The sequence below is a fragment of the Agromyces capsici genome (assembly GCF_058349965.1).
The window spans coordinates 66,722-86,631 of record NZ_JBYRET010000001.1 but is presented as its reverse complement, the minus strand read 5'-3'; the positions used below and the strand labels follow the sequence as shown (position 1 = coordinate 86,631).

Sequence of the window (19,910 nt, the reverse complement as noted above, 5' to 3'; positions counted from 1 at the left end):
AATACTACGGGACGATGAACGGCATGCTACGGCGCGTGGCGGCGAACTGGGGGAACGGCGGATGCAGGCGGATGCGGAGGGACGCGCGACAGGCTTCGGGCGCTGGGCGATTCCCGCGGTCTGGCTGATCGCCGCGGTCGGCTCGGTCCTCGTCGTGGCCGCCGCCTACGCGGGCCGCCAGGACTGGTTCGGCGACTCGGGCCCGTACGCCGCGCTCGCCGCACTCGGCATGGTGTTCGGGGCATCCGTGCTCGCGGCACTCGCCCTGCAGCTCGCGTCGCGACGCCCGCACGGGTTCGTCGGCCGGGTGAGCGCGTCGATCTCGGGAGCGGCCGTCGCGGTCGCGATCGGAGCGCTCGCGCTGCTGCCGGTCGTCGCCTGAGCAGCGGGTAGACTCGCTGCATGTCCTCGCTGCTCGCGCTCGAACTGTTCTTCATCGGCCTGCTCGGTCTTGCGAGCCTCGCGATCGCCTACATCAGCGGCGTCGTCGTCTACAAGCTCTTCAAGGGGCAGCGCTAGACCGTGATCGAACTTCCGGTCGACCTCCCCGCGGAGCTCGTTCCGCTCTCCTGGCTCATCGGGGTCTGGGAGGGATCCGGGGTGATCGACTACAAGGTCGGCGACGACTCGATCACGCACGAGTTCGGTCAGCGCGTGAGCTTCAGCCATGACGGGCTGCCGTACCTGAACTACACCTCGTACACGTGGCTGTTCCCGGCCGACGACGGCGACGAGCCCTCGCCGCTCGCGGCCGAGACGGGGTACTGGCGCCTCGCACGTCCGCTCGGCGCGGGCGACCCGGGACCAGGGCTGCTCCCGGCCGTCGGCACCACCCGGTTCCCCGACGCCGAGTCCGTCGAGACGCTGCGCAACGAGGCCGGCGGGTTCGACCTCGAGGTCGGGATCGTGCATCCGGGCGGCGTCAGCGAGCTGTACCTCGGACAGGTGAAGGGCCCGCGCATCGACCTCGTGAGCGACGCCGTCATGCGGGCCGCCGGTGCCAAGGAGTACGCCGCAGCGACCAGGCTCTACGGGCTCGTCGAGAACCACCTGCTCTGGGCGTGGGACATCGCCGCCCTCGGCCAGGACCTGCGCACGCACGCCTCCGCCCGGCTCGCGAAGGTCGACTGATGACCGGCTCGCCGTTTCTCGCACTGCCGGGCGCCGTCCCCGCCGACGGGCTCGACGAGGGGGTCGCCGCGCACTACGGCAACCCGATGGTCGAGCAGCGCCGGCTCGAGCAGGGCCGCGCCGTGGTCGACCTCTCCCACCGCGGCATCGTGACCGTCACGGGGCCCGACCGGCTCACGTGGCTGAACTCCATGGCCAGCCAGCGACTCGACGGGCTCGCGCCGGGCGAGAGCGCGGAGGCGCTCTTCCTCGACGCGTCCGGTCACGTCGAGCACTCGGTGCACGTCGTCGATGACGGCGAGCGCACCTGGCTCGTCGTCGAGGGTGCCGAGGCTCCGGCGCTGGCATCGTGGCTCGACCGCATGCGCTTCATGCTCCGCGTCGAGGTCGCCGACGTGACCGCCGACCACGCCGTGGTCGCGGCGATGCCCGACGGCGACGGCTTCCCGCTCGAACTGCCGGGCGGCGCCATCCGATGGAGCGACCCCTGGCGGCTCGACCTGCCGAACGGGCACCGGTACTCCGCCGACCCGAACCATCCGGGTGCGATGTGGCGATACGTCGAGGTCGTCGTGCCGCGCGAGTCACTGGCCGGCCTCGTCGCCGGCGTCCGTTCCGGCGCCGCGGAGGCCGCCGGATCGCTCGCGCTCGAGGCGCTCCGGATCGCCGCCTGGCGACCGCGGTTCGCGACCGAGGTCGACGAGAAGACCCTGCCGCACGAGCTCGACTGGCTCCGCAGCGCGGTCGACCTGCACAAGGGCTGCTACCGCGGGCAGGAGACCGTCGCGAAGGTCGTCAACCTCGGCCGCCCCCCGCGCCGCCTCGTGATGCTGCACCTCGACGGCAGCGACACGGTGCTGCCGAAGCCGGGTGACGACGTCGTCGGCCTGAAGGTCCGGCCCGAGCCCGCGGCCGGCGAGGCGCCCGAGCGCCGCGTCGTCGGCCATGTGACCAGCGCGGCCATGCACCACGAGCTCGGACCGATCGCGCTCGCGGTCGTCAAGCGCGCCGTGCCGCCCGAGCTCGAGCTCATCGTCGAGAGCCACGGCATCGACGTGGCGGCCGCGCAGGTCGAGATCGTCCCCGCCGACGCGGGGGCGGCGGTCGAGGTGCCGCGGCTGCCGAGGCTCGGCGTCCGTCCGTGACGACGGCGCCCGGGTCGCCGACGCGGGTCGCCGCGGGCGTCACCCGGGTGCGGGACTCGCTTCCCGCCATCCTGCAGATCACGGTCACCGCGGTGGCGGCGTACGCGTTCTCGCGGTACGTGCTCGGCCACGAGCAGCCGCTCATCTCGGCGCTCGTCGCGATCACCGCGCTCGGCTTCGTCCGCGACGCCCGCCCGGTGCGGGTGCTCGAGACCGCCATCGCGATGACGCTCGGCATCGCGCTCGCGGAGGTCCTGCTGCTCACCGTGGGCGCCGGCCTGGCCCAGTACGCGGTCGCGCTCGCGCTCACGCTCGCGGTCGCCCGGTTCCTCTCGCCGAATGCGGCGTTCGCGATCGCCGCCGCCGTGCAGTGCTCGCTCGTGATGCTCGTGCCCGCGCCCGAGGGTGGCCCGTTCGTGCGCACGCTCGACGGGCTCGTCGGCGGGGCGTTCGCGCTCCTCGCCACGGCCGTGATCCCGCGCGACCCGCGCCGCACCGCGCTGCGCGACGGACGCCGGCTCCTCGCCGAGCACGTCGCGGTGCTCGGGGAACTGGCCGAGGCGTTGCAATCGGGGCGAGCGGATGCCGCGGGGCGCGCGCTGTCCCGGGCGCGGTCCACGCAGCCCGCGGTCGAGGCGTGGACCGCGAGCGTCGACTCGGGTCTCGCGATCGCGCGGGTCTCGCCGCTCGTGCGCCGCGCGCGCTTCGACCTGGAGCGCCAGCGGACGATGCTCGCGGGACTCGACCTCGCGACGCGCAACCTGCGGATCGTGGCGCGGCGCATCGAGTGGATCCTCCGCGACGGGCGGCCCCGACCCGAGATCGCCGACGTCCTGGCGCGCACCGCCGCCGCCGTGCAGGTGCTCGAGGAGTCGCTGCGCGACGTCGCCCAGCAGCCTGTCGCCCGGCAGGGGTTCACCGAGATCGCCCGCCACCTCGAGCCCGCGACGATCCTGCCCGACGGTCCGCCCGGCGACCGCCGGACCCTCGGCGCGCTCCGGCCCTACCTCGTCGACCTGCTGACGGCGACGGGGGTCGAGCTCGACGACGCGCGAGCGCTGCTGCCCGGTGACTAGCCTCGCGACGAGCCCGGCGCGTCGACGCCCGGCGGCGATCCCGGCGCGACCGCCGACCAGTCGACCGTGAGCTCGCCGAGCCGCCACCGCCGCATGCCACCGCGCAGCGGCCAGCCCTCGTCGCGCAGGGTGCGCGCGACCGAGATCCACCGCTGCGACGGCCCGTACACCGACAGCGGTGCGTGCAACCGCCAGGCGCGGTCGAGCGCGAGGAGCAGTTCGTGCACGCGCTCGCCGGGCACGTTCCGGTGGATGAGCGCCTTCGGCAGTCGCTCGGCCACGACCGACGGGGCGTCGAGGTCGCGCAGGCGAAGGCTGATCGTGAACGTCCGCGGCGCGCCATCCGTCAGACCCACCCACGAGGCGATGCGGCCGAGCTCGTCGCAGGTGCCCTCGACGAGCAGCCCGCCGGGCGCGAGGCGCGCGGTCATGCGCGACCAGGCGGCCGCCACCTCGGCCTCGTCGTACTGGCGCAGCACGTTGAACGCGCGGATCACCGCGGGGGAGCCGCCGCCCGGCACGGGCACCTCGAAGCCGCCGAGCGCGAACGCGACCGGAAGGTCGGCGTCGAACGGCGTGCGCCCGGCGCGCACGTCCGCGAGCTGCGCCTCGGCGCCGCGCACGCGCGCCGGGTCGATCTCGAGCCCGAGCACGCGGACGTCGTGCCGCGTGCGTCGCAGCCGGTCGGCCAGCTCGAACGCCGTGACGCCGCTCGCGCCGTAGCCGAGGTCGACGACGAGCGGGTCGGCCGCCGACCGGAACTCGGCTTGGTCGGCGATCCAGCGGTCGACGCGGCGCAGGCGGTTCGTGTTCGTCGTGCCGCGCGTGATCGATCCGACGGGCATGCCCCCAGTCTGGCAGCGTCACGTGACGATCACCCCGACGAGCGGGCGGATGCCGCGCCGCTAGGCTGGTGCGCATGGTCTACACCCTCGTGCTGCTGCGCCACGGCCAGAGCGACTGGAACCAGAAGAACCTGTTCACCGGCTGGGTCGACGTGCGACTCAGCGAGCTCGGCCGCGCCGAGGCGAAGCGCGCCGGCGAGCTGCTCGTCGAGAAGGACGTGCTGCCCGACGTGCTGCACACCTCGGTGCTCACGCGCGCGATCCAGACGGCCGAGATCGCCCTCGAGGCGGCCGACCGCTCGTGGATCGACGTGCGCCGCTCGTGGCGGCTCAACGAGCGCCACTACGGCGCGCTGCAGGGCCTCGACAAGGCCGAGACGCTCGAGAAGTACGGCCAGGAGCAGTTCATGCTCTGGCGCCGCTCGTTCGACGTGCCGCCGCCGCCCATCGACGACGCCAGCGAGTGGTCGCAGGTCGGCGACCCGCGCTACGCGAACCTCTCCGACGCCGAGATGCCGCGCACCGAGTGCCTGAAGGACGTCATCGCGCGCATGCTGCCGTACTGGGAGACCGACATCATCCCCGACCTCGCGACGGGCAAGACCGTGCTCGTCACCGCGCACGGCAACTCGCTGCGTGCGCTCGTGAAGCACCTCGACGGCATCTCCGACGCCGACATCGCCGAGCTGAACATCCCGACGGGCATCCCGCTCGTCTACGAGCTCGGCGACGACTTCATGCCGACCAAGCCGGGCGAGTACCTCGACCCCGAGGCGGCGGCGGCCGGTGCGGCCGCGGTCGCGGCGCAGGGCAAGAAGTAGCGCGCACGCCGTACGCGAACGAAGGGCCGAGCGGATGTCGCATCCGCTCGGCCCTTCGTCATGTCGGCGTCGGCCGGGTTTCGAGACGGGCGCGGGCGCCCTCCTCAACCCTCACGAACCGCGCGCGCGGGGCGCCCTCCTCAACCCTCACGATCGGCGGCGCCCCGCGGAGACCTCAGACGGTCTCGGGCACCCAGTCGCCGGTCGCGAGGTACTGGACCTTCTTCGCGATCGACACCGCGTGGTCGGCGAAGCGCTCGTGGTAGCGGCTCGCAAGGGTCGCGTCGACCGTGTCGACGGCCTCGCCCTTCCAGGTCTCGCCCAGCACCTTGTCGAACACCGAGAGGTGCAGCGCGTCGACCTTGTCGTCCTCGTTGCGGATCTCCTCGGCGAGCTTGACGTCCTCGCTGCGGAGCAGCTCGACGAGCTTGCGCGCGATCTCGACGTCGAGTGCGCCCATCTCGCCGAACGTGGGGCGGAGCGACTTGGGCACGACCTTGTCGGGGAAGCGGTAGCGGGCCAGCTGCGCGATGTGCGTGGCCATGTCGCCCATGCGCTCCAGCGACGCCGAGACGCGCAGCGCGCTCACGACGATGCGGAGGTCGCGTGCCACCGGCTGCTGCCGCGCGAGGATCGTGATGGCGAGCTCGTCGAGCGCCTGGGCACGCTGGTCGATCAGGTGGTCGTCGGCGATGACCTCCTCGGCGAGGCTCACGTTGGACTCGTTGAAGGCGCGGGTCGCCTTCTCGATCGCCTCCGCGACGAGCGACGCGATCTCGACGAGCCCGTCCTGCACCTCGCGCAGTTCCTGCTGGAACACCTCACGCATGTATTTCGACCCCTTCGGTCTCACACCCCGCGCCGGGCACGCGGGATCATCCGGCACGAACCGGCTCGCGACATCCTCGCCGTCGAAGGTGAACGGAAGGTGCCGTGTTGCTGAACACTCCCCAACCTATCGTCCTGGGGCGACATCGCGGCCGATCGGGCCTCGGCCGGTGGTTATGGTGGTGCCATGGACTCCACCTGGTCGGTGCTGGCCGCGCTGACCTTCGGCATCCTGCTCGGAGCCGGATTCACGATCGTGCTGCACATGGCCGAGCGTCGCGGCCAGAGCGCAGCGCGCGTGGTCGCCCCCACGATCCCCGACGGGGTCGACCAGGTGCTCGACGTTCTCGAATCGGCTGGCGTCGTCCTCGACCCGTCGAACAACGTGCTCCGGGCCTCCCCGGGCGCCCTCGCGATGGGGCTCGTGCGCAACCAGATGCTCGTCCATTCCGACCTCGTCGACCTCGTGGCCTCCGTTCGTCGGACCGGCGAGCCGATCGCGACCGAGCTCGAGCTCGCCCGTGGACCGTACAGCGACGCGACCATGCGCCTCGCGGTGCGCGTCGCCCGACTCGGCACCCGGTTCGTCCTGCTGCTCGCCGACGACCGAACCGAGGCGCACCGCCTCGACGAGGTGCGTCGCGACTTCATCGCCAACATCAGCCACGAGCTGAAGACGCCGATCGCGTCGGTCAGCCTGCTGGCCGAGGCGCTCGACCACGCCGCCGACGAGCCCGAGCAGGTGCGCCGCTTCGCCGACCGGCTCTCGGTCGAGTCGAACCGCCTCGCGCACATCACCGGCGAGGTCATCGAGCTCTCGAGGCTGCAGGCGCGCGACGCGCTGCGCCGCGACGAGCTGCTCGACATCGACCGCATCGTCGCGGCCGCCGTCGACCAGAACCGCGTGGTGGCCGCCGCCAAGGGCGTCGAGGTGGCGGTGCGCGCGAAGTCGGGCGCGGAGGTGTACGGCGACCGGGCCCTGCTCGTCGTCGCGGTGCACAACCTGGTCGCCAACGCGATCGCCTACTCGAGCGAGGGCAGTCGCGTCGGCGTGGGCGTGCTCGTCGACGGCGACGCGGTCGAGATCTCGGTCGCCGACCAGGGCATCGGCATCGCGGCCGAGGACCTCGATCGCGTGTTCGAGCGGTTCTACCGCGTCGACCAGGCGCGCTCGCGCAACACCGGCGGTTCGGGGCTCGGCCTCAGCATCGTCAAGCACACCGTGCAGAACCACGGGGGCGACGTGCGCGTGTGGTCGCGACCGGGCCGCGGATCCACGTTCACGATCCGGCTGCCGCTGGCCGAGCGCCCGGTCGCCCCGCCCAAGTCCGACGTCGAGGCCGCCTCCGTGCCGGCCGCGCCCGCGCCCGTGCGCCCCGAGACCCCCGCCCGAATCGCCGCCGCACTGCCGTCGGCACCCGCCCGAGGAGACACCGAGTGACCCGCATCCTGCTCGTCGAGGACGAGATCGCCCTCAGCGACCCCCTGAGCTTCCTGCTCGAGCGGGAGGGCTACGAGGTCGAGGTCGCCGACGACGGCCCCTCGGCCGTCGCCGCGTTCGACCGCGACGGCGCCGACCTCGTGCTGCTCGACCTCATGCTGCCCGGCCTTCCCGGAACCGAGGTGTGCCGCGAGATCCGCCAGCGCTCCTCGGTGCCGATCATCATGCTGACCGCGAAGGACTCCGAGGTCGACATCGTGGTGGGGCTCGAGCTCGGCGCCGACGACTACGTCACCAAGCCGTACTCGACGCGCGAGCTGCTCGCCCGCATCCGCGCCGTGCTGCGCCGGCGCATCGAGCCCGACGACGTCGCCGAGGGCATCATCGCGGGCGGCCGCGTCCGCATGGACGTGGACCGGCACACGGTCGAGGTCGACGGCGCGCCCGTGGCCATGCCGCTGAAGGAATTCGAGCTGCTCGAGCTGCTCATGCGCAACGCCGGCCGCGTACTCACCCGCGGGCAGCTCATCGATCGCGTGTGGGGCAGCGACTACTTCGGCGACACCAAGACGCTCGACGTGCACATCAAGCGCATCCGCTCGAAGATCGAGGTCACGCCCTCCGAGCCGGTGCAGCTCGTCACCGTGCGCGGGCTCGGCTACCGCTTCGAGGCGTAGGGCCGAGACGACGAGAGCGGATGTCGCGGCTCGCGCCGCGGCATCCGCCCTGGTGATCGGACCGGCGGGACCGACCCGCCGGGACGTTACGGGACGAGGTCCTCGTACTCGGGGAGACGCCCGTCGAGCACGGGGACCTGGATCTCGAGGCCCTCTTCGGCGCCGTGCTGGAAGTACATCGCGACGAGCCCGCCGACCTCGGCACCGAGGTCCTCGATGAGCAGCGGCTCCTCGTCGGCGGCGCCCAGCGAGACGGTCTCACCGGCGTCGACGTCGACCTCGAACGTGTCGCCGCTGTCGACGACCTCGATCTGGAGGGTCGCGTCTTCGTCGCCGGTGTTCGTGATCGACGCGACGAGGTTGCCCTCCTCGCCGTCCTCGCTCACGACGAGGATGTTGCGCAGGTCGAGCGCGCCCAGGTCGGCCGAGACGCCGTCGCTCGGGTCGTACTTCTCCGTCGTCGCCTGGTAGGTGATCATGGCGCACCCGCTTCCACCGATGGCGATGCCGAGAGCCAGAGCAGCGGATGCCGCGAGACGCGCCTTCACAGGACCTCCAATGACGTGCGTGCGCGCAGGCGCATGGAGCCCGCGCGCATCGGTTCGGGTCGAGTGTAGCCTACGGCGGAGGCCCCTCCCGGGCGCGGAGGCGGAACACTAGCAGGAACTCGGTGTGATATCCTGAAAGTTGCCGAAAGGACACCGATTCATGCTTTTTGAGGTTGGCGAGACCGTCGTTTATCCGCACCACGGAGCCGCAACGATCGTTGAAGTCAAGAAACGCGTCATCAAGGGCGAAGAGAAGCTGTACCTCAAGCTGAACGTCACGCAGGGCGACCTCGTCATCGAGGTTCCCGCTGAGAACGTCGACCTCGTCGGCGTGCGCGACGTCATCGGCAAGGAGGGCCTCGACAAGGTCTTCGAGGTGCTGCGCGCGCCGTTCACCGAGGAGCCGACCAACTGGTCGCGCCGCTACAAGGCGAACCTCGAGAAGCTCGCCTCCGGCGACGTGATCAAGGTCTCCGAGGTCGTCCGCGACCTCTGGCGTCGCGACCAGGACCGCGGCCTCTCGGCCGGCGAGAAGCGCATGCTCGCGAAGGCACGCCAGATCCTGATCTCCGAGCTCGCCCTTGCAGAGAAGACCGACGAGGAGCAGGCCTCGACCGTGCTCGACGAGGTGCTCGCCTCCTAGGCCGAGCGCCATCGACGATCGCCGCCGGCGCTGAGGCGCACGGCGGCGATCGTCGTCTCCGGCGGGTCGACCGGCCCTGCGTCCGTGCCGGCGCGACGACTACGGTGGAGGAGTGAACGACTCCACCGTCGCCGTCATCGTCGTCGCCGCCGGCAGCGGCACCCGCCTCGGCCACTCCGAGCCGAAGGCGTTCGTGCCGCTCGGCGGCGACACGATCCTCGGCGTCGCACTCGATGCCGTGCTCGGCATGCGCGAGGCGCCGCACCTCGTGGTCGTCGTCCCCGACGATCGCGTCGACGAGGTGCGCGACCGGTACGCCGGGCGCGCCGCCGCGGCATCCGCCCCCTTCGACGCCGTCGCCGGCGGCCTCACCCGCCAGCAGTCCGTCGCGAACGGGCTCGCGGTGCTGCCCCACGTCGTCGAGACCGTGCTCGTGCACGACGCCGCCCGGCCGCTGACGCCGTCGGCGCTGTTCGACGAGGTCGCCGCGGCGGTGCGCGCGCGGGGGCACGGCATCGTGCCCGGGCTCGAGGTCGTCGACACCATCAAGCGCGTCGACGCGCACGGGCGCGTGCTCGAGACCGTCGACCGGTCCGAGCTCGCCGCGATGCAGACGCCGCAGGGCTTCCCGCGCGAGCCGCTCGAGCACGCCTACTCGCGCGCGCAGGGCGAGCACACCGACGACGCCGCACTGATCGCCGCGACCGGCGTCCCCGTCGACGTGGTGCCCGGCGACGCTCGCGCGTTCAAGATCACCGTGCCCGCCGACCTGCACCGGGCCGAGCAGCTCGTGGCCGAGCGCGGGCGAGCGAATGGCGCGACGCGCCCCGCGCTCGAGCGCCTGCCGCACGCGGCAGCCGTCGTCGGCCCGCGCGTCGGGACCGGCATCGACGTGCACGCCTTCGCCGACGACCTCGACACGCCGCTCTGGCTGGCCGGACTGCACTGGCCGGGGGAGCGCGGCCTCTCCGGGCACAGCGACGGCGACGCCGCCGCCCACGCGATCTGCGACGCGCTGCTCGCCGCGGCAGGCCTCGGCGACATCGGCGGCATGTTCGGTACCGACGACCCGAGGCTCGCGGGCGCGCACGGCGAGGTGTTCCTCGCCGAGACCGTGCGGCGGCTGGCCGAGGCCGGATTCCGCGTCGGGAACGTCTCGGTGCAGGTCGTCGGCAACCGGCCGAAGCTCGCGCCGCGCCGCGCCGAGGCCGAGGCGCTGCTCTCGCGCGTCGTCGGCGCGCCCGTGAGCGTGGCCGCGACGACGACCGACGGGCTCGGCTTCACCGGTCGCGGCGAGGGCGTCGCCGCGATCGCGACGGCGACGGTGTTCGCGTCCGAAGTCTCGGCATGAGTCGGAGAGTCGATCTCCTTCTCGCAGCCGGTCCCTTCTCGCTCGCGGCGCTGCAACTCTTCGTCGTGATCGCATCGGTGATCGAAGTCGAGGGCGATCTCGCCGCGGTCGTCCCGTTCATGCGGTACGGGGAGGCGCCCCTCTGGCTGGCCGCCCTGGTGCACGGGGCATTCGCCATGGCCTTCGCCTGGATCGGCGTGAGGATGCTTCGCGGTCGGAGGCACCCGAGAACGTGGGGGCGCAGCGGCGATCCGCGGAAGCGCTGAGGCGCGACATCCGTCATCATCGGCCCAGCGGCCGGCCCGCCGGTAGGCTTGCGGGGTGACCGTGCGACTCTACGACTCGAAGGACCAGGCGCTTCGCGACTTCGTGCCCCTCGTCGAGGGCGAGGTCGGCATGTACGTGTGCGGTCCCACCGTCCAGTCGGCCCCGCACATCGGGCACCTGCGGAGCGCGCTCGTGTACGACCTGATGCGCCGCTGGTTCGCCGCGCGCGGCTACCGGGTCACGTTCGTGCGCAACGTCACCGACATCGACGACAAGATCCTGAACGCCGCCGCCGAGGAGGGCATCGGCGAGCAGTGGTGGTCGCTCGCCTACCGGTACGAGCTCGAGTTCACGGCCGCGTACAACGCGCTCGGCATCCAGCCGCCCACGTACGAACCGCGTGCGACGGCGAGCGTCACGCAGATGCAGCGGATCATCGAGCGGCTCATCGAGCTCGGGCACGCCTACCCCGCGCCCGACGGATCGGGCGACGTCTACTTCGACACCGGCAGCTGGCCGGCCTACGGCGAGCTCACCCGCCAGGCGCGCGAGAACATGGAGGCCGCGGCCGACTCCGATCCGCGCGGCAAGCGCGACCCACGCGACTTCGCGCTCTGGAAGGGGCACAAGCCGACCGAGCCCGCCTCGGCCGGCTGGGAGTCGCCGTGGGGTCCCGGGCGACCCGGATGGCACATCGAGTGCTCCGCGATGGCCGCGCGCTACCTCGGCACCGAGTTCGACCTGCACGGCGGCGGGCTCGACCTGCGCTTCCCGCACCACGAGAACGAGCTCGCCCAGTCGACCGCGGCGGGGCAGCCCTTCGCGCGCTACTGGGTGCACAACGGGCTCGTGAACGTCGGCGGGCAGAAGATGTCGAAGTCGCTCGGCAACTCGGTCTACGCGTCCGAGCTCACCGCGCTCGCCTCGCCGCTCGCCGTCCGCTACCTCCTCGGCAAGGCGCACTACCGGTCGACGCTCGACTACTCGCCCGATTCGCTCGCCGAAGCCGAAGCCGCCGTCGAGCGCCTCCGCACCTTCCTCACCCGCGTCGAGCGGCGGCTCGCGGGCACGCGGTACGCCGAGGCGGGGGCGGATGGCACGTGGCCCGACGCCTTCGCCGAGGCGATGGACGACGACCTCGGCGTGCCGCAGGCGCTCGCGGTGCTGCACGAGACCGTCAGCGCCGGCAACCTGGCGCTCGACGGCGAAGACCTGGGCGCGGCGGCCGACCTGCGCGGGCAGGTGCTCGCCATGGTGCGCGTGCTCGGCATCGACCCGACCGACCCGCACTGGACGACCGACGCGGGCCCCGCGGCATCCGCCCTCGACGCCCTCGTCGCCCGCCTCATCGCCGACCGCCGCGCCGCACGCGAGGCCAAGGACTGGGCCGCCGCCGACCGCATCCGCGCCGAGCTCGCGGACGCCGGCATCACCATCGAAGACAGCCAGACCGGAACGCATTGGAGCCTCACCTCATGAAGGGCAGCAGCGGAAAGCCTCGCGCCGGAGCCGTGCGCAAGAAGGGCAAGGGCCAGAAGGTGGGCACGGGCGGCCACAGCCGCAAGGCGCTCGAGGGCAAGGGCCCCACGCCCAAGGCCGAGGACCGGCCGTACCACCAGGCGTACAAGAAGAAGGCGGCCGCCGAGCGTGCCGCGGCGAAGTCCGGCGGGCGGGCGCCTGCACGCGCCGGTGCGCCTCGTGGCGCATCGGGCGCCGCGCGCCGGTCGAAGTCGGGCGACGAGTCCGAGATCGTGACCGGCCGCAACGCCGTCGTCGAGGCGCTTCGCACCCGCATCCCGGCCACGACCCTGTACGTCGCGGCGCGCATCGAGATGGACGACCGCGTCAAGGAGGCCATCAAGGTCGCCACCAACCGCGGCATCCCGATCCTCGAGGTCATGCGGCCCGAGCTCGACCGGCTCGCGGGCGAGGGCGGCGTGCACCAGGGCCTCGCGCTCAAGGTGCCGCCGTACGAGTACGCGCACCCGATCGACCTGCTCGACGAGGTGCTCGCCGACGACGAGACGCCGCTGTTCGTCGCGCTCGACGGCATCACCGACCCGCGCAACCTCGGCGCCATCATCCGCTCGACCGCCGCGTTCGGCGGGCAGGGCGTGATCGTGCCGCAGCGCCGCTCGGTCGGCGTGACCGCCGCAGCGTGGAAGACGTCGGCCGGCGCGGCCGCCCGCGTGCCCGTCGCGATGGCGCCGAACCTCACGCAGACGCTCAAGTCGCTGAAGGACCGCGGCGTGTTCGTGCTCGGCCTCGACGGCGGCGGCGACGTCTCGCTGCCCGGGCTCGACTTCGCCGACCGCCCGATCGTCATCGTCGTCGGCTCCGAGGGCAAGGGACTCTCGCGCCTGGTCACCGAGACCTGCGACGCGGTCGTGTCGATCCCGATCTCCGCGGCGACCGAGTCGCTGAACGCGGGCATCGCGGCGTCCGTCACCCTCTACGAGATCGCGAAGCTGCGCGCCGCCCGCTGACCCGCCCTGCCGTCTCCCATCGCGCCGAGTGTTGCCGTTCGCGCCGAGAGATGCCGTTGGAGCGGCAACACTCGCGCCGAACGGGAACACTCGCGGCGCCCGTGGGCGCGCCCGTATCCCGCTGACCCGGCCCGCAGTTTCCGTTCGCGCCGAGTGTTGCCGTTCGCGCCGAGAGATGCCGTTGGAGCGGCAACACTCGCGCCGAACGGGAACACTCGGCGGACGCGCACCGCGCGCGGTGCGGCACGGCGCCGCCGGGCGCGCGCCTAGACCTTGAGGCGCCAGTCGCCCTCGTCGTCGGGGTCGTGCACCGCGATCGCAGCGGTGTCGGGCGCGATCGAGGGAAGCGCGGTGGTGATCGCCTCGGTCGGCGGGCCGATGACGGTCGCCTCGTCGCGACGGTGGCGCAGCACGCCGTTGATGTAGGCCGTGAGGGCTTCGGCGAGCGGGATGTCGCGGCCCTCCTGCTGTGCCATGTACCAGCGGTGCTCGAGCAGCTCGTGGAACACCTCGGCGGGCTCGAGCTTGCCGCGCAGCTCCTGCGGCACGGCGCGCAGGACCGGCTCGAACACGCGCACGAGCCACTCGTGCGCGACCATCTCCTCGTCCTGGTTCTGCTTGTTGTACGCCGCGCGGTAGGAGTCGAGGTCGTTGAGCAGCCGTCGCGCCTGGTTCTCGCCGGCGTCGAGCCCGGTGAGGCGCAGCAGTCGGCGCTGGTGGTGCCCGGCGTCGACGACCTTCGGCTGGATCCGCAGGGTGGTGCCGCTCTCGTCGGTCCGGATCGCGAGCTCCTCGATGTCGAAGCCGAGCTCGTTGAGCCGGTTGACCCGCTCGTTGATGCGCCAGCGTTCGGCGACGCCGAACGACTCGCTGCCCGTCAGCTCCTTCCAGAGGTTGCGGTACGCGTCGACGATGCCGTCCGAGATGCGGACGGGATCGAGCTCGTCGGCCACGCGGCCGCCGGCCTCGAGGTCGAGCAGCTCTCCCGCGATGTTCACGCGCGCGATCTCGAGGTCGTTCTCGCGCTGCCCGTTCGACAGCCCGCCCTCGTAGAGCTTGCCCGTCTCGGCGTCGACGAGGTACGCGGCGAACGCGCCCGCGTCGCGACGGAACAGCGTATTCGAGAGCGACACGTCGCCCCAGAAGAAGCCGATGATGTGCAGGCGCACGAGGAGCACGGCGAGCGCGTCGACGAGTCGCGTCGCAGTGTCGGGGCGCAGCGTCTGGGAGAACAGCGCCCGGTAGGGGAGCGAGAAGCGCAGGTGCCGGGTGACGAGGACCGGGGCGAGCTCGGCTCCATCGGCGTCGGTCCGGTTGGTGATGACGGCGACCGGCTCGACGCACGGGATCTCGAGCCGCTGCAGCGTACGGAGCATCTCGTACTCGCCCTTGGCCATCTCGGCCGTGGTCTCCTTGATCGCCACGACGTGGCCGCTGAGGTGCGCGAAGCGCACGAGGTGCCGCGAGATGCCCTTCGGGAGCGCCGCGATGTTCTCGCTGGGCCAGGCCTCGAGTGGCAGGTGCCAGGGGAGGTCGAGCAGTGCGGGATCGGTCATCGCCGACGTGATCGAGAGTGTGCCGCTCATCACGCCCAGCGTACCCGGGAACGACGATGCCGGCCGGGCCGAAGCCCGACCGGCATCGCGATCGATCGATGCGTGCGTCAGCTGACGACCGGCGCCTCGAGCAGGCGGGCACCCGACTCGGCGTCGAACACGTGGACGTGCTTCGGCGTCGGGAGCAGGTAGACCGTGTCGCCCGCGAACGGGTGCACGCGGCCGTCGACGCGCGCGACGATGTCGGTGCGCTTGCCCTCGATGGTCGAGTGGCCGTACAGGTAGCCGTCGGCGCCGAGCTCCTCGACCAGGTCGACGACCACCTCGAGGCCCTCGCCCTGGGTGCTGGACACCTGGATGTCCTCGGGGCGGACGCCGACCGTGACGATGCCGCTCGACGCCGAGGCGAGCGCCTCGCGCTCGACCGCGACGGTCGCGGAGCCGAACTTGATGCCGCCGTCGACCACGTCGGCGTGGAACAGGTTCATCGCCGGCGAGCCGATGAAGCCCGCGACGAAGACGTTGTTCGGCCGCTCGTACAGCTCGCGCGGGGTGCCGACCTGCTGGAGGACGCCGTCCTTGAGCACGGCGATGCGGTCGCCCATGGTGAGCGCCTCGGTCTGGTCGTGCGTGACGTAGACCGTGGTGACGCCGAGGCGGCGCTGCAGCGAGGCGATCTGGGTGCGGGTCTGGACGCGGAGCTTGGCGTCGAGGTTCGACAGCGGCTCGTCCATGAGGAACACCTGCGGCTGGCGCACGATCGCGCGGCCCATGGCGACGCGCTGGCGCTGGCCGCCCGAGAGCGCCTTCGGCTTGCGGTTGAGGTAGGGCTCGAGGTCGAGCAGCTTCGCGGCCTCGAGCACGCGCGCGGCCCGCTCGTCCTTGCCGACGCCGGCGATCTTGAGCGCGAAGCCCATGTTCTCGGCGACGGTCATGTGCGGGTACAGCGCGTAGTTCTGGAAGACCATCGCGATGTCGCGGTCCTTCGGCGGCACATCGGTGACGTTGCGGTCGCCGATGAAGATGTTGCCCTCGTTGACCTCTTCGAGGCCCGCCAGCATGCGGAGCGAGGTGGACTTGCCGCAGCCCGAGGGGCCGACCAGGACGAGGAACTCCCCGTCTGCGATCTCGAGGTCGAGCTGGTCGACCGCGGGACGGGTGCCACCGGGGTAGAGGCGGGTGGCCTTGTCGAACGTGACTGACGCCATGGTTCTGTTCTCCTTCACCGGCAGGTACGTGCCGGACGATCCGTAGTGAATGGAAACGCCGACATCGATGTCGACGCTCCCTCAGTATGCCATGCGACCCACGCGCTCGAAGAATCGTGACGTCGACGGGCGCCGCACCAGGGCGCCGGGGGCCCGGATGCCGCGTCCAGCCCGCGTCGGGGCGCCGTTTGGGCGATTCCCAGCGATCGCTCCTACACTCGGCGGTGCGCGTGCCCTCATTCGGCGCGCGCCCACAGCGACCCGGAGTTGACCATCGATGAGCACTGGCGGACCCACCCAGCCACGCCCCACCCGTAACGAACGTCGCGAGGCGGCCCGCGAGAAGGCCCGCGTCCTGCGCGAGGAGCAGCGCAAGAGCGAGCGACGTCGGAAGCTGCTGATCCAGGGCGGCGTGGTCGTGGCGATCCTCGCGGTCGCGGCGCTGGTAGTCGGGCTGGTGCTGCAGAACTCGCAGCCCGAGGGTCCCGGACCGCGCAACATGGCCAGCGACGGCATCCTGCTCGTCGGCGGCGAGAACGGCATCGAGGCCGTCGAGACGCCGGCGATCCCCGAGGGCGGCGAGCCGACGCCGACCGAGCCCGACGAGAGCGGCACGGTCGCGAACATCGTCACCTACATCGACTACCTCTGCCCGTACTGCGGCCAGTTCGAGACCACGAACAACGAGACGATGCGCACGATGGTCGAGTCCGGTGCCGCCACGCTCGAGGTGCACCCGATCGCGATCCTCACCAACAAGTCCGCGGGCACCCAGTTCTCGCTGCGTGCCGCGAACGCCGCCGCGTGCGTGGCCGAGACCTCGCCTGAGGCGTTCTTCGACTTCAACGCGCTCATGTTCGAGAACCAGCCCGAGGAGCTCTCCACGGGCCTGACGAACGACGAGATCAAGGAGATCGCGTCGCAGGCCGGCGCGTCCGGCTCGGTCGACGAGTGCATCGACGACACCCGCTTCAAGGGCTGGGTGCAGGATGCCACGGAGCGGGCGCTGACCGGCCCCATTCCGAACTCCGAGCTCGAGTCGATCACGGGCACGCCCACGGTCCTCGTCAACGGCAAGCAGTACGTCGGTTCGCTCGAGGACACGGCCGAGTTCCAGGCCTTCGTGCTGCAGGCGGCCGGCGAGAGCTACTCCGAGTCGAACGGCACCCCGACCCCGACCCCGACCCCGACGCCGGCGGCGGGCTAGGCACCACGGTTCCGCGACGACGACGGCCCGGCGACCGCCGGGCCGTGGTCGTCGTGCGGCGCCCCGCAGCCCGTCGGTAGGATGTGGGGGAATCACCTGCCGGCTTGGCGCAATTGGTAGCGCACCGCTCTTGTAAAGCGGTGGTTACGGGTTCGAGTCCCGTAGCCGGCTCCGTTTCCCGCGTGCGGGGGCGCGATCAGCCGATCGTGCTGAGGCGCCCCTCGGCGACGGGCGCGCGTCGGCGCTCGGGCCGCCCGGTCGCCGGCTTGCCGCCGACGTAGAGCCAGCCCATGAGCCGCTCGTCGTCGGCGAGGCCGTGCATGCGAGCGACCGCCGGATGCCGCGTGTGCGGGCCCGTGCGCCACATGACGCCCCATCCGGCCTCGTCGAGCAGCATCGTCAGGACGTGTCCGACGCCGGCGGCGCACGCCTCCTGCTCCCAGTCGGCGACCTTCGGATGCGGTCGGACGATCGCGACGAGCGCCACGAGCAGGGGGGCGCGCAGCGGCTTGCCCACGAGCTTGGACGCGGCGTCGGCCTCGACCCCGGCCGCCTCGACGAGCGCGTCGCCGAGACGGTTCCGGGCGTCCCCGCGCAGCGCGATCACGCGCCACGGCACGAGCGCGCCGTGGTCGGACACGCGCCCCGCCGCTTCGAGGAGCTCGCCGAGCTCGGCGTCGGAGGGCGCGGCATCCGTCACCCTCGGCCACGACCGCCGGGCGAGGGCGGCCTCGCGAACGGATGCCACGCTCAGGACTCGGGCGTGAAGTCGAGCGCGATCGAGTTCATGCAGTAGCGGTCGCCCGTGGGCGTGCCGAACCCGTCGGGGAACACGTGCCCGAGGTGCGAGCCGCAGTTCGCGCATCGCACCTCGGTGCGCACCATCCCGAGCGAGGCGTCCTCGATGAGCTCGACGGCCTCGGGGCGGACCGACTCGTAGAAGCTCGGCCATCCGCAGCCCGAGTCGAACTTGGTGCCGCTCTTGAAGAGCTCGGCGCCGCACGCGGCGCAGGCGTAGATCCCGGCGCGCTCCTCGTCGAGCAGCTCGCCCGTCCACGGGCGCTCGGTCGCGGCCTCGCGCAGCACGGCGTACTGGTCGGCGCCGAGCTGCTCGCGCCACTCGTCGTCGGACTTGCTCACCTGGTAGGTCATGCGGCCTGCTCCTCGTGCACGTTGGGGACTCCTCCATCGTCGCGCATCCCGCGACGCCCGGTGCAACACGTGGCTCGCCGGCGGTGTTCCCGTCCGGCGCCACCGGCGTCCCGCGACCGGCGACCGGAGCAGGGCGGCGACCCTGGCCGGGACGGTGATCGCGCGCGAGTGTGGCGTGCGGCGGCTTCCCGGCCTCCGGTCCCTAGGATGGCGTCCAACGCGAGCCCGAACGGAGGTGGCATGCTCGACGACCGCCAACGCGACATCCTCGCGTTCGAGGCGCGGCCGTGGCGCGACGCGGCACGCAAGGCCGACGCCATCCGCGACGAACTGGGCATGTCGGCGGCCCGCTACTACCGCCAACTCGGCGCCCTCGTGGACTCGCCCGACGCGCTCCGGCACGACCCGATGCTGGTCAAGCGGCTGCAGCGGCAGCGCGAGGCGCGCGCGGAGGCCCGCGCACGTCGTACGATTCCCCACGGCCATCCGCACGGCTGAGCCGACCCCGACCCCACGACTGGACCCATGGCGCAGAAGTTCCCCCGCGACCGATTCGACTCGATCCCGCACGGCATCGAGCGGGTCGGCGCGCATCGAGCGCCCGCGCGGCGACGCAACCGCTGGATCGCGTTCGGCTGGGCGGCGCTGGCCACCGTGGTGCTCGCGGTCGCGGGGATCGCGGCGGTGGCCGTCTTCAACGACCGGCTGGACTTCGGCGACACCGCGATGCCGACCGCCTCGCCGGAGCCGGTGGTCACGGCCGAGCCGACGATCGCCCCCGACATCCCCGTCGCCGTGCTGAACGGCACGACGACCGCGGGGCTGGCGGCGCGGGCGAGCGAGACGCTCGCAGCGGGCGGCGTGCCGGTGGGCGTCGCGTCGAACGCCGACGCGAACGACATCCAGGAGACCGTCGTCTACTACGCGACGCCCGAGCTCGAGGGCGCCGCCCGGGGCGTCGCGCAGCTGCTGCCCGGCGCCGACGTGCGGCTCTCCGAGGAGTTCGGCGAGGCGGGGATGCAGCTCGTGGCCGTCCTCGGCGCCGACTACGCCGAGCAGGCCGCCGGCTGAGCCGGTGACCGAATCGTTGCCATTCTGCGACCATTCGTGACGCGCACCCTCTTGTGCGCGGCGCGCGGCCTGTGAGTATCTGGAATCGGTCGCTCGAAACCCGTGTGAAGCACCCGGCGCCGTACCGGCGCCACGTCAGCACGTCGACGGCCCGGTACAGGCGAGAGGCACGTGCTGACTCGGATTCACGGCAACATGGGAGCAACGCATGGCGAACGGAACCGTCAAGTGGTTCAACGCTGAAAAGGGTTACGGATTCATCACCGTCGACGGCGGGGGCCAGGACGTCTTCGTCCACTACTCCGCGATCGACATGGCCGGGTACAAGGTGCTCGAAGAGGGCCAGCAGGTGGTCTTCGAGGTCGGATCGGGCTCGAAGGGCCCCCAGGCCGAGGCCGTGCGCCCGGCCTGAGCCCCGTCTCACGGAAGCGCCGCCGGTCCGACCGGCGGCGCTTCC

22 protein-coding genes and 1 tRNA gene are annotated in these 19,910 nt (G+C 72.1%); 16 read left to right on the top strand and 7 right to left on the bottom strand.

The features are described 5' to 3' along the window. Nucleotides 1–61: 61 nt before the first annotated feature. The 4 genes from AC3RKB_RS00470 (at nucleotide 62) to AC3RKB_RS00455 (ending at nucleotide 3,352) form a co-directional block, all read left to right on the top strand. Nucleotides 62–382 (top strand): hypothetical protein, encoded by a 321-nt coding sequence (locus AC3RKB_RS00470; protein ID WP_491434021.1) that lies wholly within the window; start codon nucleotides 62–64, stop codon nucleotides 380–382. A gap of 140 nt (nucleotides 383–522) precedes the next feature. Next, nucleotides 523–1,131, top strand: a complete 609-nt coding sequence (locus tag AC3RKB_RS00465) for a nitrobindin family protein (protein WP_491434020.1) — start codon at nucleotides 523–525, stop codon at nucleotides 1,129–1,131. After that, nucleotides 1,131–2,276 (top strand): CAF17-like 4Fe-4S cluster assembly/insertion protein YgfZ, encoded by a 1,146-nt coding sequence (gene ygfZ, locus AC3RKB_RS00460; RefSeq protein ID WP_491434019.1) that lies wholly within the window; start codon nucleotides 1,131–1,133, stop codon nucleotides 2,274–2,276. The genes AC3RKB_RS00465 and ygfZ overlap by 1 nt, the downstream gene beginning before the upstream one ends. Beyond that, nucleotides 2,273–3,352 (top strand): FUSC family protein, encoded by a 1,080-nt coding sequence (locus AC3RKB_RS00455; protein WP_491434018.1) that lies wholly within the window; start codon nucleotides 2,273–2,275, stop codon nucleotides 3,350–3,352. The genes ygfZ and AC3RKB_RS00455 overlap by 4 nt, the downstream gene beginning before the upstream one ends. Here AC3RKB_RS00455 and AC3RKB_RS00450 read toward each other — a convergent pair. Continuing rightward, nucleotides 3,349–4,197, bottom strand: coding sequence for a class I SAM-dependent methyltransferase (locus AC3RKB_RS00450; RefSeq protein WP_491434017.1), 849 nt, complete (start codon nucleotides 4,195–4,197; stop codon nucleotides 3,349–3,351). The genes AC3RKB_RS00455 and AC3RKB_RS00450 overlap by 4 nt on opposite strands. 74 nt (nucleotides 4,198–4,271) lie before the next feature. Between AC3RKB_RS00450 and AC3RKB_RS00445 the strand changes: the two genes are divergently transcribed. Beyond that, the gene (locus AC3RKB_RS00445) at nucleotides 4,272–5,018 is read left to right on the top strand and encodes a phosphoglyceromutase (protein WP_491434016.1); all 747 of its coding nucleotides are present in this window, start codon (nucleotides 4,272–4,274) and stop codon (nucleotides 5,016–5,018) included. Nucleotides 5,019–5,193: 175 nt separating this feature from the next. Here the strand turns inward: AC3RKB_RS00445 and phoU are convergent, their stop codons facing one another. Continuing rightward, the gene (gene phoU, locus AC3RKB_RS00440) at nucleotides 5,194–5,847 is read right to left on the bottom strand and encodes a phosphate signaling complex protein PhoU (protein WP_491434015.1); all 654 of its coding nucleotides are present in this window, start codon (nucleotides 5,845–5,847) and stop codon (nucleotides 5,194–5,196) included. Between the two features lie 186 nt (nucleotides 5,848–6,033). Between phoU and AC3RKB_RS00435 the strand changes: the two genes are divergently transcribed. Next, nucleotides 6,034–7,287, top strand: coding sequence for a sensor histidine kinase (locus AC3RKB_RS00435; protein WP_491434014.1), 1,254 nt, complete (start codon nucleotides 6,034–6,036; stop codon nucleotides 7,285–7,287). Next, nucleotides 7,284–7,964 carry a response regulator gene (locus AC3RKB_RS00430; protein ID WP_491434013.1) on the top strand — a complete coding sequence of 227 codons (681 nt, stop codon included), beginning with the start codon at nucleotides 7,284–7,286 and terminating at the stop codon, nucleotides 7,962–7,964. The genes AC3RKB_RS00435 and AC3RKB_RS00430 overlap by 4 nt, the downstream gene beginning before the upstream one ends. A gap of 86 nt (nucleotides 7,965–8,050) precedes the next feature. Here the strand turns inward: AC3RKB_RS00430 and AC3RKB_RS00425 are convergent, their stop codons facing one another. Beyond that, a complete protein-coding gene (locus AC3RKB_RS00425; RefSeq protein ID WP_491434012.1) occupies nucleotides 8,051–8,443 on the bottom strand; it encodes a DNA modification methylase in 393 nt (130 codons plus the stop codon). Nucleotides 8,444–8,672: 229 nt separating this feature from the next. On the opposite strand from AC3RKB_RS00425, the gene AC3RKB_RS00420 reads away from it, so the two are divergent. The 4 genes from AC3RKB_RS00420 (at nucleotide 8,673) to rlmB (ending at nucleotide 13,259) form a co-directional block, all read left to right on the top strand. After that, nucleotides 8,673–9,155, top strand: coding sequence for a CarD family transcriptional regulator (locus tag AC3RKB_RS00420; protein ID WP_465543554.1), 483 nt, complete (start codon nucleotides 8,673–8,675; stop codon nucleotides 9,153–9,155). Nucleotides 9,156–9,231: 76 nt separating this feature from the next. Further along, entirely contained in the window at nucleotides 9,232–10,506 is a 1,275-nt protein-coding gene (gene ispD, locus AC3RKB_RS00415) for a 2-C-methyl-D-erythritol 4-phosphate cytidylyltransferase (RefSeq protein WP_491436720.1), read from the top strand. A gap of 321 nt (nucleotides 10,507–10,827) precedes the next feature. Then, nucleotides 10,828–12,252, top strand: a complete 1,425-nt coding sequence (gene cysS, locus AC3RKB_RS00410; protein ID WP_491434011.1) for a cysteine--tRNA ligase — start codon at nucleotides 10,828–10,830, stop codon at nucleotides 12,250–12,252. Next, the gene (rlmB, locus tag AC3RKB_RS00405; protein WP_491434010.1) at nucleotides 12,249–13,259 is read left to right on the top strand and encodes a 23S rRNA (guanosine(2251)-2'-O)-methyltransferase RlmB; all 1,011 of its coding nucleotides are present in this window, start codon (nucleotides 12,249–12,251) and stop codon (nucleotides 13,257–13,259) included. The genes cysS and rlmB overlap by 4 nt, the downstream gene beginning before the upstream one ends. Nucleotides 13,260–13,525: 266 nt before the next feature. On the opposite strand, the gene AC3RKB_RS00400 is transcribed toward rlmB, so the two are convergent. Further along, complete coding sequence (locus tag AC3RKB_RS00400; protein WP_491434009.1) at nucleotides 13,526–14,845, bottom strand: DUF4032 domain-containing protein; 1,320 nt, start codon at nucleotides 14,843–14,845, stop codon at nucleotides 13,526–13,528. A 77-nt stretch (nucleotides 14,846–14,922) separates the two neighbouring features. Continuing rightward, complete coding sequence (locus AC3RKB_RS00395; RefSeq protein ID WP_491434008.1) at nucleotides 14,923–16,023, bottom strand: ABC transporter ATP-binding protein; 1,101 nt, start codon at nucleotides 16,021–16,023, stop codon at nucleotides 14,923–14,925. Between the two features lie 277 nt (nucleotides 16,024–16,300). Here AC3RKB_RS00395 and AC3RKB_RS00390 point away from each other — a divergent pair, with 277 nt between their 5' ends. Together AC3RKB_RS00390 and AC3RKB_RS00385 are read left to right on the top strand one after the other, a co-directional pair. Then, complete coding sequence (locus AC3RKB_RS00390; RefSeq protein WP_491434007.1) at nucleotides 16,301–17,230, top strand: DsbA family protein; 930 nt, start codon at nucleotides 16,301–16,303, stop codon at nucleotides 17,228–17,230. A 98-nt stretch (nucleotides 17,231–17,328) separates the two neighbouring features. Then, nucleotides 17,329–17,401 (top strand) — tRNA-Thr (locus tag AC3RKB_RS00385). A gap of 25 nt (nucleotides 17,402–17,426) precedes the next feature. On the opposite strand, the gene AC3RKB_RS00380 is transcribed toward AC3RKB_RS00385, so the two are convergent. Both AC3RKB_RS00380 and msrB read right to left on the bottom strand, forming a co-directional pair. Next, the gene (locus AC3RKB_RS00380; RefSeq protein WP_491434006.1) at nucleotides 17,427–17,978 is read right to left on the bottom strand and encodes a nitroreductase family protein; all 552 of its coding nucleotides are present in this window, start codon (nucleotides 17,976–17,978) and stop codon (nucleotides 17,427–17,429) included. 2 nt (nucleotides 17,979–17,980) lie between these two features. After that, entirely contained in the window at nucleotides 17,981–18,382 is a 402-nt protein-coding gene (msrB, locus tag AC3RKB_RS00375; protein WP_491434005.1) for a peptide-methionine (R)-S-oxide reductase MsrB, read from the bottom strand. A gap of 240 nt (nucleotides 18,383–18,622) precedes the next feature. Here msrB and AC3RKB_RS00370 point away from each other — a divergent pair, with 240 nt between their 5' ends. From AC3RKB_RS00370 to AC3RKB_RS00360, 3 genes are all read left to right on the top strand, one after another. Beyond that, the gene (locus tag AC3RKB_RS00370; protein ID WP_465543571.1) at nucleotides 18,623–18,880 is read left to right on the top strand and encodes a DUF3263 domain-containing protein; all 258 of its coding nucleotides are present in this window, start codon (nucleotides 18,623–18,625) and stop codon (nucleotides 18,878–18,880) included. Nucleotides 18,881–18,907: 27 nt separating this feature from the next. Further along, complete coding sequence (locus tag AC3RKB_RS00365) at nucleotides 18,908–19,453, top strand: LytR C-terminal domain-containing protein (RefSeq protein WP_491434004.1); 546 nt, start codon at nucleotides 18,908–18,910, stop codon at nucleotides 19,451–19,453. Between the two features lie 208 nt (nucleotides 19,454–19,661). Next, a complete protein-coding gene (locus tag AC3RKB_RS00360) occupies nucleotides 19,662–19,865 on the top strand; it encodes a cold-shock protein (protein WP_376937399.1) in 204 nt (67 codons plus the stop codon). Nucleotides 19,866–19,910 lie beyond the last annotated feature (45 nt).

Coding starts and splice junctions, on each gene's coding strand:
- msrB (WP_491434005.1), bottom strand. CDS start 18,382: ATGACCTACCAGGTGAGCAAGTCCGACGACGAGTGGCGCGAGCAGCTC.
- AC3RKB_RS00445 (WP_491434016.1), top strand. CDS start 4,272: ATGGTCTACACCCTCGTGCTGCTGCGCCACGGCCAGAGCGACTGGAAC.
- ygfZ (WP_491434019.1), top strand. CDS start 1,131: ATGACCGGCTCGCCGTTTCTCGCACTGCCGGGCGCCGTCCCCGCCGAC.
- AC3RKB_RS00435 (WP_491434014.1), top strand. CDS start 6,034: ATGGACTCCACCTGGTCGGTGCTGGCCGCGCTGACCTTCGGCATCCTG.
- phoU (WP_491434015.1), bottom strand. CDS start 5,847: ATGCGTGAGGTGTTCCAGCAGGAACTGCGCGAGGTGCAGGACGGGCTC.
- AC3RKB_RS00395 (WP_491434008.1), bottom strand. CDS start 16,023: ATGGCGTCAGTCACGTTCGACAAGGCCACCCGCCTCTACCCCGGTGGC.
- AC3RKB_RS00365 (WP_491434004.1), top strand. CDS start 18,908: ATGGCGCAGAAGTTCCCCCGCGACCGATTCGACTCGATCCCGCACGGC.
- AC3RKB_RS00370 (WP_465543571.1), top strand. CDS start 18,623: ATGCTCGACGACCGCCAACGCGACATCCTCGCGTTCGAGGCGCGGCCG.
- AC3RKB_RS00400 (WP_491434009.1), bottom strand. CDS start 14,845: ATGAGCGGCACACTCTCGATCACGTCGGCGATGACCGATCCCGCACTG.
- rlmB (WP_491434010.1), top strand. CDS start 12,249: ATGAAGGGCAGCAGCGGAAAGCCTCGCGCCGGAGCCGTGCGCAAGAAG.
- AC3RKB_RS00425 (WP_491434012.1), bottom strand. CDS start 8,443: ATGATCACCTACCAGGCGACGACGGAGAAGTACGACCCGAGCGACGGC.
- AC3RKB_RS00420 (WP_465543554.1), top strand. CDS start 8,673: ATGCTTTTTGAGGTTGGCGAGACCGTCGTTTATCCGCACCACGGAGCC.
- AC3RKB_RS00470 (WP_491434021.1), top strand. CDS start 62: ATGCAGGCGGATGCGGAGGGACGCGCGACAGGCTTCGGGCGCTGGGCG.
- AC3RKB_RS00450 (WP_491434017.1), bottom strand. CDS start 4,197: ATGCCCGTCGGATCGATCACGCGCGGCACGACGAACACGAACCGCCTG.
- AC3RKB_RS00390 (WP_491434007.1), top strand. CDS start 16,301: ATGAGCACTGGCGGACCCACCCAGCCACGCCCCACCCGTAACGAACGT.
- AC3RKB_RS00360 (WP_376937399.1), top strand. CDS start 19,662: ATGGCGAACGGAACCGTCAAGTGGTTCAACGCTGAAAAGGGTTACGGA.